General features: G+C 57.5%; 14 protein-coding genes, 1 tRNA gene and 3 pseudogenes. 8 read left to right on the top strand and 10 right to left on the bottom strand.

What is annotated here, in order from left to right; all coding sequences use genetic code 11:
* Positions 1 to 50: 50 nt before the first annotated feature.
* A tRNA-Arg gene (locus ACZ1HA_RS07065) sits at positions 51 to 127 on the top strand.
* A 246-nt stretch (positions 128 to 373) separates the two neighbouring features.
* Here the strand turns inward: ACZ1HA_RS07065 and ACZ1HA_RS07060 are convergent.
* The 8 genes and pseudogenes from ACZ1HA_RS07060 to mepK form a co-directional block, all read right to left on the bottom strand.
* Positions 374 to 745, bottom strand: a complete 372-nt coding sequence (locus ACZ1HA_RS07060; RefSeq protein ID WP_472713390.1) for a hypothetical protein — start codon at positions 743 to 745, stop codon at positions 374 to 376.
* An 11-nt stretch (positions 746 to 756) separates the two neighbouring features.
* Positions 757 to 1,572: a DUF3644 domain-containing protein gene (locus ACZ1HA_RS07055; RefSeq protein ID WP_472713389.1), complete on the bottom strand. Its 816-nt coding sequence runs from the start codon at positions 1,570 to 1,572 to the stop codon at positions 757 to 759.
* Between the two features lie 91 nt (positions 1,573 to 1,663).
* A complete protein-coding gene (locus tag ACZ1HA_RS07050; protein ID WP_472713388.1) occupies positions 1,664 to 4,033 on the bottom strand; it encodes a class I SAM-dependent DNA methyltransferase in 2,370 nt (789 codons plus the stop codon).
* Positions 4,034 to 4,150: 117 nt separating this feature from the next.
* Entirely contained in the window at positions 4,151 to 4,462 is a 312-nt protein-coding gene (locus tag ACZ1HA_RS07045; protein ID WP_472715293.1) for a type IIL restriction-modification enzyme MmeI, read from the bottom strand.
* A pseudogene (locus ACZ1HA_RS07040) lies at positions 4,460 to 5,143 on the bottom strand (type IIL restriction-modification enzyme MmeI); the annotation flags it as partial. The gene ACZ1HA_RS07045 and the pseudogene ACZ1HA_RS07040, both read right to left, overlap by 3 nt.
* A 706-nt stretch (positions 5,144 to 5,849) precedes the next feature.
* Positions 5,850 to 6,404 (bottom strand): Arm DNA-binding domain-containing protein, encoded by a 555-nt coding sequence (locus tag ACZ1HA_RS07035; RefSeq protein WP_472713387.1) that lies wholly within the window; start codon positions 6,402 to 6,404, stop codon positions 5,850 to 5,852.
* Between the two features lie 358 nt (positions 6,405 to 6,762).
* Positions 6,763 to 7,092: a hypothetical protein gene (locus tag ACZ1HA_RS07030; protein WP_472713386.1), complete on the bottom strand. Its 330-nt coding sequence runs from the start codon at positions 7,090 to 7,092 to the stop codon at positions 6,763 to 6,765.
* A 458-nt stretch (positions 7,093 to 7,550) separates the two neighbouring features.
* Positions 7,551 to 8,119 (bottom strand): annotated as a pseudogene (mepK, locus tag ACZ1HA_RS07025) (peptidoglycan L,D-endopeptidase MepK).
* A 306-nt stretch (positions 8,120 to 8,425) separates the two neighbouring features.
* Here mepK and ACZ1HA_RS07020 point away from each other — a divergent pair.
* The 4 genes and pseudogenes from ACZ1HA_RS07020 (at position 8,426) to ACZ1HA_RS07005 (ending at position 12,676) form a co-directional block, all read left to right on the top strand.
* Positions 8,426 to 10,041 (top strand): annotated as a pseudogene (locus ACZ1HA_RS07020) (L,D-transpeptidase family protein).
* 35 nt (positions 10,042 to 10,076) lie between these two features.
* A complete protein-coding gene (lpxD, locus tag ACZ1HA_RS07015; protein WP_472713385.1) occupies positions 10,077 to 11,171 on the top strand; it encodes a UDP-3-O-(3-hydroxymyristoyl)glucosamine N-acyltransferase in 1,095 nt (364 codons plus the stop codon).
* 33 nt (positions 11,172 to 11,204) lie between these two features.
* A complete protein-coding gene (locus ACZ1HA_RS07010; protein ID WP_472713384.1) occupies positions 11,205 to 11,462 on the top strand; it encodes an acyl carrier protein in 258 nt (85 codons plus the stop codon).
* A 5-nt stretch (positions 11,463 to 11,467) separates the two neighbouring features.
* Complete coding sequence (locus tag ACZ1HA_RS07005) at positions 11,468 to 12,676, top strand: beta-ketoacyl-[acyl-carrier-protein] synthase family protein (RefSeq protein ID WP_375227727.1); 1,209 nt, start codon at positions 11,468 to 11,470, stop codon at positions 12,674 to 12,676.
* 52 nt (positions 12,677 to 12,728) lie between these two features.
* Here ACZ1HA_RS07005 and ACZ1HA_RS07000 read toward each other — a convergent pair whose 3' ends face one another.
* Positions 12,729 to 13,364: an invasion associated locus B family protein gene (locus ACZ1HA_RS07000; RefSeq protein WP_472713383.1), complete on the bottom strand. Its 636-nt coding sequence runs from the start codon at positions 13,362 to 13,364 to the stop codon at positions 12,729 to 12,731.
* 417 nt (positions 13,365 to 13,781) lie between these two features.
* Between ACZ1HA_RS07000 and ACZ1HA_RS06995 the strand changes: the two genes are divergently transcribed.
* From ACZ1HA_RS06995 to ACZ1HA_RS06985, 3 genes are all read left to right on the top strand, one after another.
* Positions 13,782 to 15,326 carry a helicase HerA-like domain-containing protein gene (locus ACZ1HA_RS06995; RefSeq protein ID WP_472713382.1) on the top strand — a complete coding sequence of 515 codons (1,545 nt, stop codon included), beginning with the start codon at positions 13,782 to 13,784 and terminating at the stop codon, positions 15,324 to 15,326.
* A 71-nt stretch (positions 15,327 to 15,397) separates the two neighbouring features.
* The gene (locus ACZ1HA_RS06990) at positions 15,398 to 15,736 is read left to right on the top strand and encodes a hypothetical protein (RefSeq protein WP_375227730.1); all 339 of its coding nucleotides are present in this window, start codon (positions 15,398 to 15,400) and stop codon (positions 15,734 to 15,736) included.
* A complete protein-coding gene (locus ACZ1HA_RS06985) occupies positions 15,736 to 16,350 on the top strand; it encodes a hypothetical protein (RefSeq protein ID WP_472713381.1) in 615 nt (204 codons plus the stop codon). The genes ACZ1HA_RS06990 and ACZ1HA_RS06985 overlap by 1 nt, the downstream gene beginning before the upstream one ends.
* A gap of 89 nt (positions 16,351 to 16,439) precedes the next feature.
* Here ACZ1HA_RS06985 and ACZ1HA_RS06980 read toward each other — a convergent pair whose 3' ends face one another.
* Entirely contained in the window at positions 16,440 to 17,774 is a 1,335-nt protein-coding gene (locus ACZ1HA_RS06980) for a serine hydrolase domain-containing protein (protein WP_472713380.1), read from the bottom strand.
* Positions 17,775 to 17,925: the final 151 nt, after the last annotated feature.

Genomic DNA, 17,925 nt, shown 5'->3' with positions numbered 1-17,925 from the left:
GCACTTTTTGCAATTGCAGGACCCGGCGGTCGCGTCTATACCGCAGGCAGGGACCCTTAGCTCAGCTGGATAGAGCGCTGCCCTCCGAAGGCAGAGGCCAGAGGTTCGAATCCTCTAGGGTCCGCCAATAAAATCAACTAATTAATAGATTCCTGACCTTGCTGATGTAGTTTCAGGAAGCACATAGGAAGCACGGCACAGGTGAAATCCAGTCAATTTTGGTGGAATCTAGCGCCTAATAGACAGTTAGAGATAGATAACTATAAGAGCTTGTTTTTCTCGGAGCCGCCTTCGCGCCATTCACACGCGCGGCCGAGGTGGCTGCGAGGTAAACAAGCGGGCTTTCCTTGGTGGGCAAGAGTTAGAACGCGCGTCACCGAAACCTGTCTACTTCACCTTCACAGTATTCCACAACACGATCCACCCAGCGGTCGAACCACACCCAAGTCCCGTTATAATCGCCTTCGCGTCCGTACCCTTTTCCAGGGTTCTTAGCGTCCAACTGTTTCCAAAGCTGCGTGTGGTCGTGTATTCCGAAATGTGGAAAACCACGAGCCTGAACCATTTCGACTACTTTGCTTGGTGGATATCGTTCGCGGTCCCGATCTTTAAAGATCACTTTCTCAAGCGCTGTCGCTTCCTCTGGACCCCGCGAAAAGACTTCTACTGCTGTGTCAGCAGCGCCCGGTTTCTTCGCCGCGATGGGTAGGAAACCGACTTTCATTCTATAGGCCGGGTCCTTCATTTGCTCCTCGGTCAAACCGTGCTCAAAGGCATCAACAATGGTAGATGCAACGTGTGCTGGTAGATGGCTGCCTTTTTGAGCGCCGCACGCTGGTCGGCGCCAAATGAAACGAACTGTAGTGCAATCGGCAGTCGCTTCTCGAGTCCGTGTTGAGCACCAAACTCCTTCTTGAGCACTTCATTGAAGTTGATGCAGCATGCTTGCAGCTTTGCTCCAAGAGCGTCGTCAATTCGAGTGGTTGAGCGGTGCTCGATTTCATGACGAAGCTCAAGAAGAAGCTCCAGATTCTTCATGGCACCTGGTTCTACAGGGCACTTGGCATGTTTGAGACATTTGCCCAGCTCCCAATAGCGTTCTGCTCCAGCCTTGGTCTTCTTTTCGGGGTATTTGTAGTCGATGCCCTCACGCTTAAACCAGGCGTGAAGTAGGTAAGTCCAAGCAATGATGGCCGTGACAACAAACAGCTCCGCACGAAAGGTGAGGCCAGCCGAGTTGAAGATGTGCACGGCTGCGATCATCGCTTCGCGAACTTTGATTAGGAGCTCGTCGCCTCGAAGACTTAACCCTGTGTCTGGATCGACTTCGGGCAAGGTTGCCAGAAAGGCGTCCAACGTTTCGGCGTCGGCAGGCTTAACCGACTTATGTTTGGTCACGTCTCGGATTTCTTTGATGCGAGCGTGGTTCACGGTCCGAGTTGGTCGCGTGAAATATGCGAGGATATCCTGATCCTGGTATCCCCCTCGTTCTAGCATTGCTTTTACAATGCTGACTTCCCAGCGTTCCAGTTTGTTGCCGCCACGGCGTTGCGCCTTTTCCTTCTCAACCATCTTCGCAAATTACTCCGGCAAGAAGAAACGATTGGCGCGATCTGCATCGGCGCCTGCAATGCCGAGCTCGACCATATCGGCCAAAAGGCGTTCAATCCGTTCTTCGCGTTTGCGCCCTCCTTTGAAGTGGCCTGAGAGGTCGGCGGGCGTGAGTGGGTGTGTCAGCCCCGGCCATTGCGCGGCGGAGGATATGGATTTGGTCCATGGGTTCCTTGGACCAAGCAGGTTTTTCCGCATCTGGTATGGTGACAACGGTCGTGGTGGCGATGTCCATTGTAGGCTGAGGGGCCTTCTTGCCCAACTTCGGTACTTGAAACTCAGGGCGGAGCCAGCGGAGTTCTCCTAAGGCTTCTTCCGCAACACGCTCTTCGTTCAACGCGACAAGGCGGCTCAACAGCTCTTCTTCTGCTTCTTCCTGTTCGAGTGTCTTGTGCGGGCTGGGAAGTGTCCCGCCCAACTTGCCGACTAGAGCAGATGCAAGGTCGGACCAGCCGTAAGCCTCGAGCACAGCGCGGTCGATGTCGTCGTGCAACTCGGCAAGAATGCGGATTTGGCCGGCGTCGTATACGTCGCGCTCGGCCTCAGACATTGCTTCGCCAATCCCAACCTCTAGCTCACGCAAGCGTTCCAGAGCGTTGCACAGCTCAGATATTGTCAGATGCTTGTGAGCTGAGAGCCGCTCCTTGCGAAAGGCATCAAGTCGCTCTCCTAAGTCAGCCAGATAGTTTAGGCTCTCGTCCGTGAGAACAGGAAACGGAAAGGGCTCGAAGGTGTCAGTGTGTTGGTAAACAGGGTCGTTGCCAACACCTTGCCACCCACCTGTTCTTTCCGAGAAAAGGCAATGACAACGGGAGCTCAAAACAGCCAAATCATTTTCAGCCTCCGAAGCCACAACCACAATCTTGCTCTCGGCAATCGTTCCAGCTGGTAAGAATGTAAAGAACCTGTGTTTAGCCGTCCTCGTTGTTGCGACAAACCTTTCCAGACCAGTAATAGCTTCGCGTATCGCGGCTCCAGTTCGGCGAAATTGCCACCATTTCTTCAAAACATGGTCATCGGAAAGCGGGTAACGAGAGTCGCGAACGTGCGTGAGCAAGTAGTTTGCAAGATCACCGTCCTTCGAAATCACTTTCCAATCTCGCGGGTAGGTGTCGATCACCTTTCGGAATGATTTTCCATTCTTAAGGTCGTTGCCATTGAAATACGGTTTGATGACTTCCTGAAGATTAATACGTTTAGACAGCGAAGCGGCGGTATTTGCATCGAGAACGAGCGCCTGAGTTCCAAGTTCAAAGCCTTTCACAGCGATGCTTTCATTTGCGCAAAGCGAACGCATCCGCGTCACATCAGCGCCTAGCGTGAGCTTGGCGGTAATTTTTCCTTCTGCCTTACGAAGGTCCACCTTGGGTGCATCGGTGTTCAGATCGGCCTCGGCTAACACCTCAGCCAGAACGCCTTCGCTTTCCCCGGCTTCGGCAACCGTCATGGCAATGCGCACGGCGGCCTTGCCCGCCGACTTCTGCCACGGGTGATCTGGCACGGCGTAGACAAGGCTCAGCGGCTCCTTCGCCTTGAGGTGTCGTTCGATCACCCGCCGCGAAAAGGTCTGGGTGATCGAGTTGGTGGTGATGAAACCAAAGCGGCGCAGCGGGTTCGGCTTGGACTTGATGCCCTTCGCCAATAATCGAACCGCAGCCGCATCCCAGAAATGCATGACGAAATCGGCCCCGCCCGGCACGTCCTTTCGCGCCGCCCAAACGGCCTCGGCATATCCGTCGCCCAGCTCGGCCCGCATATCCTTTCCTCCGATGAAGGGTGGGTTGCCGACGATGAATTCCACATCAGGCCACGGAGCTGGTCTCGGTTTCTGGTAGCGCACCATAGGCACGGTGGCGGTGGGGTCTGGGATGGTCTGATCGGGTGCGACGGGATTAGGCTTGGTCGTGATCCGGTCCCAGACCTGAACAGGTTGGCCTGCATCATCCAGCACCGGTTCGGTACCCTCGTCTTCGAGGATGGCGTCTCCTTCACGGATTGTGCCGTAGGCGTGCAGGATTGGTTCAGCAATGGAGCCGGGGCCGGAGGTGCCAAGTTGCCATTTCAAGTAGCCGATCCAGAGCACGAGGTCGGCAATGGGAACGGCGCGGGGGTTGAGCTCGATCCCGTAGAACTGCGCCGGGTTCACCGTTTCGCCCTGGAATGCAAGCCCTTCCTGACCGCCAAGATCGGCGATGACCTCCAGGACTTCTCCTTCGAGGCGCTTCATCAGTTCAAGCGAGACATAGAGGAAGTTGCCTGTGCCGCAGGCAGGGTCCAGCACCCGCGTCGTGCAAAGCTGGTGGTGGAAGTCGCACACAGTGCGCAGGGCATCGTCTTGCTTGCCAGCGTCTTCGAGTTCTTTCGCGCGCTGGCGCGCAGTGTCCCAATCTGTACGCAAGGGTTGAATGATTGTCGGGATCACTAGCCGTTCGACGTAGACGCGCGGTGTGTAATGTGTTCCAAGACGCGACCGGTCGCGTGGGTCGAGCGCACGTTCCAGCAGTGTTCCGAAGATTGCGGGTTCAACGTCTTCCCATGATCATTGGGACGCTACCCAGAGTTCTCGAATGTCGTCGTTATCGAGTGGGAGTGCGCGGGCGTCTTTGAATAGAGCACCATTGAACCGCTTCAGAGATTTGTTGATGCCAGCTGCATAGCCCCCTTTGTCCATCTTTCCCCAGAGGTCTTCGAGGGCAGGCACGAAGTGTTGAGGATCATCCACAATAGTTTCGAGTAGGTTCTCAAAGGCGTGATCGGGGATCAGTTCGACGTCTTCGGCGAACATCGTAAAGAGGCACCGCATGAGGAACGACGCTACATCGTGGGGATCGTGTTTCCGCTCTAGACGCAATGCGATCCGCGCAAGACGCTCTGCGATATCCTGCGTAATCTGCGCGCTGTAGCGTGCCGGGTCGAGCGACTGCGGGTCTGTCCAGATCAGTCGGAGGCGTTCTTGAATTGGCGGATCGAGCAGATCGTCCATGGACAGACGGAAAGCAGAACGATCTGGGAAATGAGTGTAGTTCTTCCCTTGCCCCGAGAAGTCCGCGAAAATCTGGAGTTCGTTGCCTATGTCGAGGACCATGAGGAACGGCGGATAGCCGTGTTCGATGGGAAGAGCCCGTGCGTAGTTTTCTGCCTGACGCCGCGCTGCGTCCATTACCTTGTCCCAACGTCGCGATCCTCGTGATGCTTGACCGCGTTTTATCTAGTGATGATCCTCGGGCAGTCCCGGGAGGGTAGGTGTCGAAGAGGGACGCTTTGACGACTGCTTTGCTTCCAGGATCAAACAATCACGCTTATATAGGTCTATCCGCCTAGGTGTGGTCGAACCGTCGGGATGCTTGAAGTCTACACGCCGTTCGAAAACGTAGTCGTTCAAGCGGTTCTCTTCGGTAGAAAGCGCTGGCTCGGGTAAGCTTAAGTGACGACAAAGGCGTTCGATGAAGAGATGGCAGTTGGCCATTTCAGCTCCGCCAGAAGCCTTTGCTTCGGCAAGGAAACTTTCGAACGATTCTGTTGTGGTCTGCATCCCTTTGATGACAATACAATTTTTAGTAGAAGGGAAGATGCTTCATCCGAGTAGAACTCCAAATTTGAAAGTCTTCTGGCCTTTGGCGGCTATGGCAACCCATCGGACCAGTTGAGCTCAGCGTCCCCCTAGGTTTTGAAAGGAGGGTCTGAGGAAGCATTTACGACCTCAGACCTTCCATTATCACCCATCTTATTGAGTGATATCTCCATTCGAACCGGAGATTTTCCTAGAATACATTCCTTGGTTTAATCCCATTTACCTGTGCTTTCCTGTTTCCTGTGTTTTCGTCCCTGAGCCTGGGCTACTGAAATCAGCTGTGTGACTAAGTGCAGTAAGGATGATTTGAGTTTTCATATGGTGCCTCTTCAGTTCTTGCTTGGTACCCATCCGGCATCTCCGAAACGACAACCGAACGTACGAATGGGCTATTTCGTCAAACCAGTTTCGCTTGACACAATTGGATACTGCTGCAATCAGGCGTGAGAAATAGTTTATGGCGGTCAGCCAATTCAGCTTTTAGCAAGGCTCTGTTTTAGCTAGCGTTTCACTGTTTTGTTCACTTTGGCCAAGAGTCGCTTTTCCGCTCAGACTCTATGAAACCTTGAAGATCACAGTATTGTTTCTTGGAGATTTTCTTGGGTAACTCTGGGGTAACTTAACAAGACCGACTGTCTCACGATCACAGGTGAATTTCCCAAATTTTCTAAAGCAGTTCTTCGTTTCTTGGATCATTTCCACGATGTGCCTCTATCCTGCAATCTCGTGCGATGCGGCGAGCCAAGTCCAAGGAGATCGCACCAAAGCGTGCAATTGTCAGCTTTGCCTGGGATTGCGCGCCCTTAACCCTGCATATCAAAATGTAGCTCTTGCTCCCGGAAGACCGTATGCGAACACCAAATCTGGGAACAACATAGTCCCAGATCGTGTATTCGCGCTCGCGAGGTGCACTTGCCCTGACGGCTTCTTCGGTTAATTCAGGGCGTATATATACGGTGAGTGTTCTGAGCTCTGTTTTATCCGGGAAAAAGATGTCCTTCGGGTCTAAGTCCGCGATGTAATCGTCACTTTCTGAGACTTTCTCGCGGTAATAGTATGGAGGTATATCTCGGTGCACCCTCACTGCCACTGAGTGAGGATGACCTTGCGATCTGAGAGCCCAGTAGGCGTCGTGTTGAACACGAGTATCTTTAGGTCCACCGTCACTGTCTCTCAGCCTGCTTAAGAATTGTTTGTCATTTGGATGTTTGCGGGGCTTCATCACGAAACCCCGCTAATTGCACTACTGCCTCGCGATGTCGGCTTTTCGCGCGCCAAGTTATTCTGCGATTTGAGCAATTGTGGCGGTCGTGTAAACCGATGGACCGGACGAGAAACAGAGGATTGCTCCATCATTGCAGTTTGCACGACCCCCGGCAATCTGACTGTGTCGCACAAGCGCACCGCCACCGCTTTTCGCGGGGATGAGTATGAAGTTGTCATTGTAGTCTTCCATGACGAGACCCTTCCTAGTGGTTGGCGTCATGGTGAAGGCTGGGTAGCCTTCACCTTTAATGACAAACCAGACCCTCAGAGGGTGTCAGCTTCTTGTTTCAGTTAAGGTATTGATATTGCTTGATCTAATGAGGTGCAGGCATGCCGCTGTCGCCATTTTCGTCATCGTTTCTCTTTCCAATCGGCAACTTCAAACCAAACTGTTCAAAGATATCTACATCTCGGTCTTTAGGTGGACGGGGATACTCGGAACCACTGCTGTGTTTCGAAGTCCTCCAGTTCACCCATCTGTCTAGCTCCTCGGGTTCATAGTAAATACTTCCGCGAAACTTCAGGAAATCAGGGCCATCGCCATGGCACCGGAGTTTCGCCAGAGTGTTGTGGCTGAAACGAAGGTTGAACTTGTACTTCAAGTACTTGGATGCCTCTTTTGGCGGTATTGGAAGTGCTTTCATGGTGTCCTCTTTAAGTTAGTGACATGGGACCATTGGCGCAGTTTAAGCGCGCACGAGAAAGCTCAGCGCAAGGGCTGCAAATCCTGGACCGATCCAAACTAGCCAGCTGTCCAAGGCCAGTCCTTCTTCGCACGCTCCTGGTTGCGGTCGAACAGTCGGGCGACAATTTCGTCTTTAGTGAGTTTGCCGTCGCTCCAGTCGTCGCCCCATCTTTATGCCTCGGCCACAGCCTCGTCCAACGCACTTCCGCGGAGTCTGGCAATGCAGGACGCGCGTTGCAGAGGTTGGTGAGTGTACTTTTTTTGAGTTCTTTTGCAGCTTCGCCGGTCTTTGGCGGGATGCGGACGGGGTAAGCCGGAACGACTTCTGCAATGCGGTCCACTGGACCTATGGAGTTGAGCCGGCTTTTCCGCAACTTGTTCAGGCGCCGGGCGGCGGCAATTCTGTTGGCACAGGGGTCAGCGACCCCAGGTACGTACCACACCACAGTCCATATGCACAAAGTTGGAGCCGGAGTATTTACCAACACCGCCCCCCGGCAGGCCGCCGCAGCTTTTGCCATCTGGCTGACCGAACGGGACGTCAGCCGCAGATCCGCAGCCTGACCCTTCATGTGCAGTGAGTTTTTCGCCACACGACGGCTGCGCGAGCGCAGCATCGCGTTCGTCTGCGGGCTGCGGTAGCCGGACAGCAGCATATAAGGCTCGGACGCGTCCAGCATGTTATGCGTGGCGGCCATGATGTCGATTGTCCGCAGATCCATCGAGATGGATCCATCTGTGCGCCAGTCGCGCATGAAGTAATTGATTTCCTTGACCGCGTCGGGAATGTACTTTCCCTCGATCCAGTAGATCGTATCGATCCGCTCGCCTGTGCGGCCGGAATACATGCTGATGCGGCGGATATCTCCTCCGCCTCTCAGAAAGCCTGCTGCATTGCTGTATGTGGGGGCTGCAACAAGCGCTGTCGCGGCAAATGCCTGAAGAAGCGCACGGCGTGTTAAGCCCGCTGAGCTGTCGTTCGTCATAACCTGGTCTTGCCTCGTTCCTGCCTGGCCCGTGATGTTACACGGGCTCGTCATCTCTGTCCCAGATGCAACGGTTTTATGTCATAGGCACAATTGTTAACCAAGTCGTGAAAGGGCAATGCCCTGTTTCCGGACAATTTTAGGCAAAAAACCGCGCATATCCCGCGCAAACCTGAATTTTCGGGAACCGGTGCATCGCTGCATCATTTTCACCTTTCCTTGACGTGAACATGAAATGTTATTGGACAGCACTGCGTGAGGCCCGGCAAAACAGGGTGTCTGCTATTTTTCGAGTGAGGGTTTTTGATGTACCTGCGCGCCTTTTCATCCGTTCGCGTTCTTTCCGGTCTGCTGGCGTTTTTCGCTGCGGCCTTTTTGCTTGTGTCGCAGCCTTCCGCTGCGCGCGCCGACAACACCGCCTTCAAACAGGCTGTCGCCTCAGCAGCCGCGCGTGACGCCGACATTTCCGCCTTTTATCAGGCAAATGGCTTTGAAAGCATCTGGACAGGCAAGGGCAAGGACCGCAAGCGCCGCGCGGAGCTGGTCAAAGCGCTGGAGCGTGCCGGTAACCACGGGCTGCCAGAAAACCGCTATGATCTGGCCGGGCTGAAAGCGCGCATGCAAAACGCGCGTACAACGGCCGAGCTGGGCGCTCTCGAAGTCGAAATGAGCCGGGTTTTCCTGCAGTATGCACGTGATATCCAGACCGGTGTTCTGGTGCCGGGTCGCGTCGACAAAGCGATTGTCCGTCAGGTACCGTACCGCGACCGGGGGTCCTACCTGACCAACTTTGTGAAATCCTCACCCGCGGGTTTTTTCCGCGCCCTGCCGCCGGACACGCCGGAATACACCGCGCTGATGAAGGAAAAACTGCGGCTTGAGCGGCTGCTCGCCGATGGGGGTTGGGGGGCACCGTCCGCTCGAAAACCCTCAAGCCGGGTGCCACGGGGAACTCAGTTGTGGCGCTGCGCAACCGCCTGGTGCGCATGGGCTATATGAAACGCAGCTCCGGCCAGACCTATGATGCAGCCATGCAAAGTGCTGTCCTCTATTTCCAGCGCGCGCACGGACTGGCAGAGGATGGCGTTGTCGGACCCGGCACGATGAAAGAGATCAACCGCTCCGTCAAAGACCGCCTGCAGTCGGTAATCGTCGCAATGGAGCGCGAGCGCTGGCTCAACCTTGACCGCGGCAAACGTCACATCGAGGTCAACCTGACTGATTTCTCGGCCAAGATTTTCGACAACGGAAAGGTCACCTTTTCAACACGCTCTGTGATCGGCGCACGCGATTCCGACCGTCAGTCGCCGGAATTCTCTGACGTCATGGAATTCATGGTCATCAACCCAAGCTGGTATGTGCCGCGCTCCATCATCACCAAAGAATATCTGCCTGAGCTGCAGAAGAACCCGAATGCAGTCAATCATATCGAAATCACCGACCGCTCCGGACGCCGCATCGACCGGTCCGCCGTGGATTTCACCCAGTTTGACGCCCGCACATTCCCCTTTGCCATGCGTCAGCCGCCGAGCCGCGGCAACGCGCTGGGTCTGGTGAAGTTCATGTTCCCGAACAAACACAACATCTATCTGCATGACACCCCGGCCAAAAACCTCTTTGGCCGTGAGGTCCGCGCCTACAGCCACGGTTGTATCCGGCTCGCAGATCCCTTCGACTTTGCCTATGCGCTGCTGGCCAAACAGACGAGCGATCCCAAAGGGTTCTTCCAGGCGAAACTGGCCACCGGCAAGGAAACCACAGTACCGCTGAAGAAACCGGTGCCCGTGCACATCATCTACCGGACTGCCTTCGCAGATGAAAAAGGCAAGGTCCGTTTTCGCCGCGACATCTATGGCCGCGACGGCCGCATCTGGAAGGCGCTTGCGGGTGCAGGGGTGGCAATGCGCGCGGTTCAGGGTTAAATCAGGGACCCTGACCACAAAGGAAGCCCTCATTCATGGCGCGTTATACCGTCCGTCAGATCGCAGAAGCGATCGGAGCTGAAGTCTTCGGCGATGCCGACATTTCCATCGCCGGTGTAGCCGAGCCACAATCTGCCGGACCGGACGATCTGGCGATGGCGACCCGCGAGGAGTATGCAGCCCATATGTCCGAAGGCAACGCGCGGGCTGCAATGCTCTGGCAGGGGGCTGACTGGCAGGCCATGGGCCTCACCGCTGCGATCATTCCGGACCGCCCGCGCTATGCCATGTCCGGGCTTACTGCTCTGATGGATCAAGGCCAGGGCTTCGCGCCCGGCATCCATCCCACCGCCATCATTGCCGAGGATGCGCAGATCGCACCGGATGTCAGCATCGGCCCCTTCACGGTCATCGCGTCCGGCGCGCAGATCGGTGCGGGCTCGGTCATCGGGCCACATTGCTACATCGGCACAGACAGCATTCTGGGCGACGGCGCCCTGATCCGCGAACATGTCTCCATCGGCGCGAAGGTCAGAGCCGGTGTGCGCCTGATCTGCCAGCCCGGCTGCCGCGTCGGTGGCGACGGATTCTCCTTCACGACACCGGAAGTCTCCGCCGTTGAAAAAGCCCGCAGCACGCTTGGCGACCAGCAGGAGGCCACCGCCCAGTCCTGGGCGCGGATTCACTCGCTGGGTGGCATCACCATCGGGGACGATGTTGAAATCGGCTCGAACGCCACCGTCGACTGCGGCACGATCCGCGATACCGTGATCGGTGACGGCTCCAAACTGGATAACCTTGTGCACCTTGGCCACAACGTGGTCGTGGGCCGCGACTGCCTGCTCTGCGGTCAGGCGGGCATTGCGGGCTCGGTGACCATCGGCAACAACGTGGTGCTCGGCGGGCAGGTGGGCGTGACCGACAATATCTTTATCGGCGACCGGGTAATTGCAGGGGGCGGGACCAAGATCCTGTCCAATGTACCCGCCGGGCGCACGATCCTCGGCTATCCGGGCATCAAGATGGACACGCATATCGAAACCTACAAAGCGCTGCGCCGTCTGCCGCGTCTGATGCGGGAGTTCTCTGCCCTGCAGAAAGCGGTTTTAAAACGCTCAGGGAATGACTAAATCCCCTGCGTGAGAGCCACGGAGGACATGCCGATGAGCATTCAGGATCAGGTCATCCAGATCATCGCCGAACAGGCTGTGCTGGACCCGTCAGACGTCACGCCCGACAGTACACTGGAAAGCCTTGGCATCGACAGCCTCGGGCTGGTTGAAAGCATTTTCTCGATCGAGGAAACCTTCGACATATCCGTGCCCTTTAACGCCAACGACCCCTCGGGCAGCGATTTTGACATCTCGACGGTGGCCTCCATCGTGGCGGGCATTGAACGGCTGATCGCGGAACAGGCCTGACAGCGATGAAACGCGTTGTCATCACCGGCGCCGGCACGATCAACGCGCTGGGGCATGACGTCCCGGCCACGCTTGACGCCATGCGGAACGGGGTCTGCGGTATAGGTGAGCTGTCTCTGCGCGATGTGGAACGGCTGTCCATCCGGATCGGCGGACAGGTGCGCGGGTTTGAGGCCGAAGGGCGCTACAACCGCCAGCAGATGTCGCTTTACGACAGGTTCACACAGTTCACGCTCGCTGCGGCCAAAGAGGCCATCGATCAGTCCGGGCTGGTGTTCAGCGGCGAACTTTCTGCCCGCTCCGGCGTGGTTCTGGGCACGGCCGGTGGCGGCGTCAGCACCTGGGACGACAACTACCGCTCCGTCTATGAGGACGGCAAAAACCGCGTGCACCCCTTTGTCGTGCCGAAGCTCATGAACAATGCCGCGGCCAGCCATGTCAGCATGGAACACAACCTCAAGGGCCCGTCCTTCACCGTTTCAACCGCCTGCGCGTCCTCCAACCACGCGATGGCCCAGGCCTTTGCCATGGTGCGGTCCGGGATGGCCCCGGTGATGGTTACGGGCGGGTCTGAATCCATGCTCTGTTTTGGCGGCGTGAAAGCCTGGGAAGGCCTGCGCGTGATGTCAAAAGATGCCTGCCGGCCGTTTTCAGCCAACCGCAACGGCATGGTCCAGGGCGAGGGGGCAGGGGTCTTTGTCTTCGAGGAAATGGAGCACGCAAAAGCGCGCGGCGCGGATATTCTGTGCGAAGTGATCGGCTTTGCCATGTCATCAGATGCGGCTGACATCGTGATGCCCTCCAAAAACGGGGCCGCGCGCGCGATGTCGGGTGCTCTGGCCGACGCCCGCATCAGCCGGGATGAGGTCGGCTACATCAATGCCCATGGCACAGGCACTGCTGCAAACGACAAGACGGAATGCGCGGCCGTGGCCGATGTTTTCGGGCCGCATGCTGACAGGCTGATGATCTCATCCACCAAATCCATGCATGGTCACCTGATCGGCGGCACCGGTGCTGTTGAGCTGCTCGCCTGCATCATGGCGTTACGCGAAGGCGTGATCGCCCCGACCATCGGGTATGAGGAGCCGGACCCGGAATGCGCGCTGGATGTGGTCCCGAATGAGGCCCGCGAGGCGAAAGTGACCGTCGCCCTGTCCAATGCCTTCGCTTTCGGCGGCATGAACGCGGTACTGGCTCTGCGTGCCGCATAAAAAAGCCGCGCCCCCGAGAGAGCGCGGCCGAAATCAGGTCCGGAGGCCGGGATCAGCGTTCCGCAACCGTCGTCTTGTCATAGCTGGCAGTGAAGCCGTCCAGAGAAAGCTGCACTGTCACGCGCTGATCCGGGGCGGCCATGGGAACAATGCTGATGGCCGCCGCGTTTCCGCGCTTATATGAAAGCACATCATCCGCCGTCAGGCCGATCCGTGCGTAGCAGCCCACCGGGTTGCAGAAGGCAAATGGATAGCTCTTGCCGCCCTGCTGATCGACCTGAATGGACAGGTTCTCCTGCAGCGATGTCTCAAGCGGCACAATAACCGTGGCACCGGCTTCCGCTTCACTGCCGTCGCGCAGCCTGAAGAGCGAGAATTCAGCAATCGGCGAACCCTGGGCATCTGAAAGCAGCTGCGTCATCTGGCAGGGGTCATTCCCATCGGCCGTTTTTACGCAGCGCAGCGACCAGGCACCGATTGTTTCGCTCGTATAGGCCTCTCCGACCTGCGGCCCTTCGCCAACCTCGGCACCAAGGGCCAGACCGTCATCCGTCGTCTGTGCGGCCCCGCTTGTGTCTTCTTGTGTGGACCCGTCGCCCGCGGTCTGCGCCATGGCAAAGCCCGTCACCAGAACAAAAGGTACAGCCATCAGGGCCGCACGGGTCACACTGTTTGAAAAATCAGGCATGATTACTCCCTAAGCTCGATCTTTCGGGTCTCTACCACAGGCAGCCGGCAGTGTCAGTCAGCATCGCCGCAAAAGGACCCGTTTCACCTTAATATTATCGAAGAGTTCCAAAGAAAAAAGAGGCGCACAAGGCACCTCTTTTTCCCTAATTTTTTTCTCCCCGTCGGACTGGCCGACTTATTGCAGGGACGGTACGAAACAAGGGACCTACCGTCAACCGGAAATCCGGGTTTTTTCCGGGTCTTCTGTCCACACGTCCGGGCAGAAAAAAGGCCGTACCGAAATTCGGCACGGCCAGTCTGACAGGGAGGATGTCCGGCGGCGAAAGGACATGGCCGTAGTCCGGACAAATCAGGTATGGCAGAAAACAGTTAAGAACGTATGGTCGTACGAGAGATTTCTGAGGCGGAGCGCAAAATGACAGACGACATCTTTATCGGCGGCGGTGGTGCGGATTATGGCACCCAGCAACATCTCAGCCTGAAATATGCCAACCGGCATGGGCTTGTTGCGGGCGCCACCGGGACCGGGAAAACCGTGACGCTGCAGATCCTGGCCGAAGGGTTCTCCGCCGCCGGCGTTCCGGTCTTTCTCTCGGACGTCAAAGGCGATCTCTCCGGGCTCGCCAAATCCGGCTCGGAAACACACAAACTGCATGACGCTTTCATGGGACGGGCAGAAACCATCGGGTTCACCGAATACGCCTATTCCGCTTTTCCCGTCACCTTCTGGGACATCTTCGGCGATCAGGGCCATCCGGTGCGCACGACCGTGTCGGAAATGGGCCCGCTGCTGCTCGCGCGACTACTGGACCTGAGCGAGGCGCAGGAGGGGATCCTCAACATTGCCTTCCGTCTCGCGGATGAAGAGGGTCTGCCACTGCTCGATCTCAAGGACCTGCAGTCCCTGCTCGTGTGGATCGGCGAGCACACAAAGGACCTGTCACTGCGTTACGGCAATGTCTCGACGGCCTCGATCGGCGCGATCCAGCGCCGGCTGCTGGTGCTGGAAAACCAGGGCGGGGCAGGGTTCTTTGGCGAACCCGCGCTGGAGCTCAGCGACATCATGCGCACCGCCTCCGACGGCCGTGGCCAGATCAATATCCTGGCCTCCGACAAGCTGATGGGCTCCCCGGGGCTCTATGCGACCTTCCTGCTGTGGCTGCTGTCCGAACTCTTTGAGGAACTGCCCGAAGTGGGCGATCCGGACAAACCAAAGCTCGTCTTCTTCTTTGACGAGGCGCATCTGCTCTTTGAAGACGCACCCAAAGCGCTGGTCGACAAGGTGGAACAGGTGGCCCGGCTGATCCGCTCCAAGGGGGTCGGCGTCTATTTCATCACGCAGAACCCGGCGGATGTGCCGGAGGATATTCTGGGCCAGCTTGGCAACCGCATCCAGCATGCCCTGCGCGCCTTTACCGCCAAGGACCGGCGCGAACTGCGCCAGGCTGCTGAAACCTACCGCGAGAACCCCGCCTTTGATACCGAAGCCGCGATCCGGGAGGTCGGCGTGGGCGAGGCGGTGACCTCCATGCTGCAGAAAAAAGGGGTGCCGGGCATAGTCGAACGCACACTGATCCGGCCGCCGTCCTCGCAGCTGGGACCGATCACCAGCGCCGAACGGGCCGATCTGATGGCTATGTCCGAGATGGCCGCGCGCTACGACAAGACGGTGGACCGCCAGTCCGCCTTCGAAATCCTTCAGGCCCGCGCCGAAAAAGCCGCCACAGAGGCCGCCGCTGCCGAAGAAGCCGCCGAAAAGGCCTCCGCCGCCGTGCGCGAATTCAACGCCGGCCGCCGTTATTCCGGCGGGCGCGTCGCACGCTCCACCTCGCGCAGGACCCGCCGGACACAGGACACGCTGGGCTCCGCTGTGGCCACCGCCGTACTCAAGGAACTCAAGGGCACCACAGGCCGCCGAATTGTGCGTGGAATCCTCGGAGGCCTGTTCAAAGGACGCTGACGCAGAAAATCCTTGTCAAAAATGCGCGTTTCAGTGGTATTCTGAGCGCGTATTTTATCAGGGGTGGCATTATGCGATTGTTTTCAGCAGTTTTACTTGTTTCGGTTATGGGGGCACTGCCGGTCGCAGCACAGGAAACTGTGGCTGACGCGATGCAGGTGATCCGCGACACCTGCAGCCGGGTCAAAGACGAGGGCAGTTTTTCCAGCCTGACCGCCAAAGGCCAGGTTGAGGGCAATATCCGTGTGAAACTGGTGGGCAAAGTGGGGGCGGACGCCTTTGTCGAGATGTCAGAACAGGAATGGGACAGCATCCAGCAGGTCATGCGCAAGGACCAGCTGGCCGACAACGTCGACTACCGCGCCTGCGTGCGCGCCATGACACCGCCGGTTCTGGACAAGCTGCCCTGATGCGTCGCGTGGTGACCGCAGTGGCCGTTCTGCTGATGACGCTGATGCCGGGTCTGGCCAGCGCCCAGCAGAGCATCAGCGAAAAGGCCGCCAAACTGGCGCGCGACAGCTGTACTGTCAGCTCCATACAGGGCAGCCGGCGCACATCGGACGGAAAACGTCTTGTGACCCTGCCGGGAAGCAACGAGGAAATCGAGATCAGCAAGGAACGCTGGAACGGAATCCAGCAGGTGCTGCGCGAGCATCAGCAGAAGGAAAGCGCCAACTACCGCGATTGCGTGCGCGACCTGACCCGGACCTTCATTGACGCTGAAAAAGAGACACAGCAGCAGGCCAACGTGAACCGCCAGCCCCAGCAGAATGGTGGCACCTGCGCCTATGAAAATGATGGGTTCTGTGACGTGCCGGGGGACTGCCCTTACGGAACGGACCTGAACGACTGCGCCGTCGAACAGCAGGTGCAGCAGAACCCGTTCCCGCCCCAACAGGCCCAGCTTTACTGCTGTGACTACGTCTATGGCCAGAAATGGTGCGCCATGACCACGGGCCCCTTCGGCGTCGGACTGCCCTGCGTCTGCGCCGGCGTCGCGGGTTCAGGGTTCCAGTGCTACTGACCCTGTCCGGGGCGTTTGAGGCAGCACATGGCGGGCCGGGCGGAACAGCCGCTCTGAGCCGAAAGCAGTTGTTCCGGCATATGGGGCAACTATCTTTGCTCCATCAGGTATTCAGCAACGGCCTGGTAAGCAGGCAGCGAAGTTGGGTCGATGAAACCATTCTGGGCCTGTGGGTGAGACGCCAGTCGTACCAGCACCATCTCGGCCTTCGGATCGACATAGATCGTTTGTCCATGCACACCACGAGCGGCGAACGCCCCGTGGTCATTGTGCAGGATCCACCACTGGCTGGTATAGCTGCCGGGGCCAAAAGTGGGGAAACCGTTTCCGAATTTCGTCCGATCGCCGCCGGCGCGGATGTTCGTCACAACTTCCGCCGGAAAGAGCCGTGTGCCATTCAGTTCTCCCTTGTTCAGCATCAGCTGGCCCAGCCGCCCCAGATCGCGCAGCCCGGCAGTGATGCCACCTCCTGCAAAAGGCACCCCTTTGCCATCGACCGTCTGATAGGCATCCTGTTCCACGCCCATCCGGCGCCAAAGTCGTTCAGAGGCCAGTTCGGTTACCGACTTTCCTGAAACCCGGCTGATGATCCACCCCAGCATGTCGGAGTTGATGGTCTTGTAGTGAAACGCATCTCCGTGATCGCCCTCGGGCCGGACCTGCTGAAGATACTCCCAGTACCCGTCCGGTCCGCCGTAGTCCGCGGGCTTGGGAAGCGGGCTGGCTGCAGCGGAGTAGAGCCAGATATCCGCGTTGGGATCGGAATAGTTTTCAGAATACTTCACACCCGTGGTCATATCCATAACCTGCCGGACAGTGGCTGAGGCGAAGGCGCTGTCGCCAATTTCCGGAATGATGTCCTGAACCAGGGCAGTCTCGTCGAACGCTCCTTCCACAACCATGATTTCCGCCAGCAGGCCGGTGAACGATTTGGTCATCGACATGATGGCGTGCTTGCCGTCCTCTTTCAGGCAGCCGAAATACCTCTCGTAAACCACCTCTCCTTTGTGAAGGACCAGCATGCCGTCGGTGTAATTGGCGTGGAGCGAGACGTCCCACGACATCTCTTCATCGCTGTTCTGTGGTGTGAACATGACGGCGTCGATCTGCTGCCGAAGATCAGCGAACTCTGACGGAGACGGGTATTCGAGCGGGATTGGTGCGCCGAGGCCGCGGCTGATCTCCTCGGTCGGGAGAAACTCCCGCAGGTGACATACCGACCAGCGCAGTCGCGGAAAGCTGAAATAGCTGCTGTCGGGTTGCGTGATAAGTCTGTCCTGCGGAGGCGGAAACCCCTGCATCCACCCCATGACATTCGGATCGGATTCCTGCGCGGACAGGACGTCTGATTGCACCGGAAACGATGGAAAAGCTGTTGCCACAAGGAATGTGGCCGAACAAAGCAACGCGACAAGTCCGTTCATATCCACCATCCTTTCGGAATTGCTTTTAGCGCTCATTGTGTGACGTAGAGCGAGCCCGATGCTTTTCCCCACATTTGCGCAGGTTTTAATGACTTAAAAATGTCTCTGGTGACCGCCCAGCAGACAGACCCCGAACCAATGCCCGTAAAAA

Source organism: Roseobacter sp. S87 (assembly GCF_055693285.1).
Note: the sequence above shows the minus strand (reverse complement) of the source record. Positions and strands in the feature narration are given on the sequence as shown.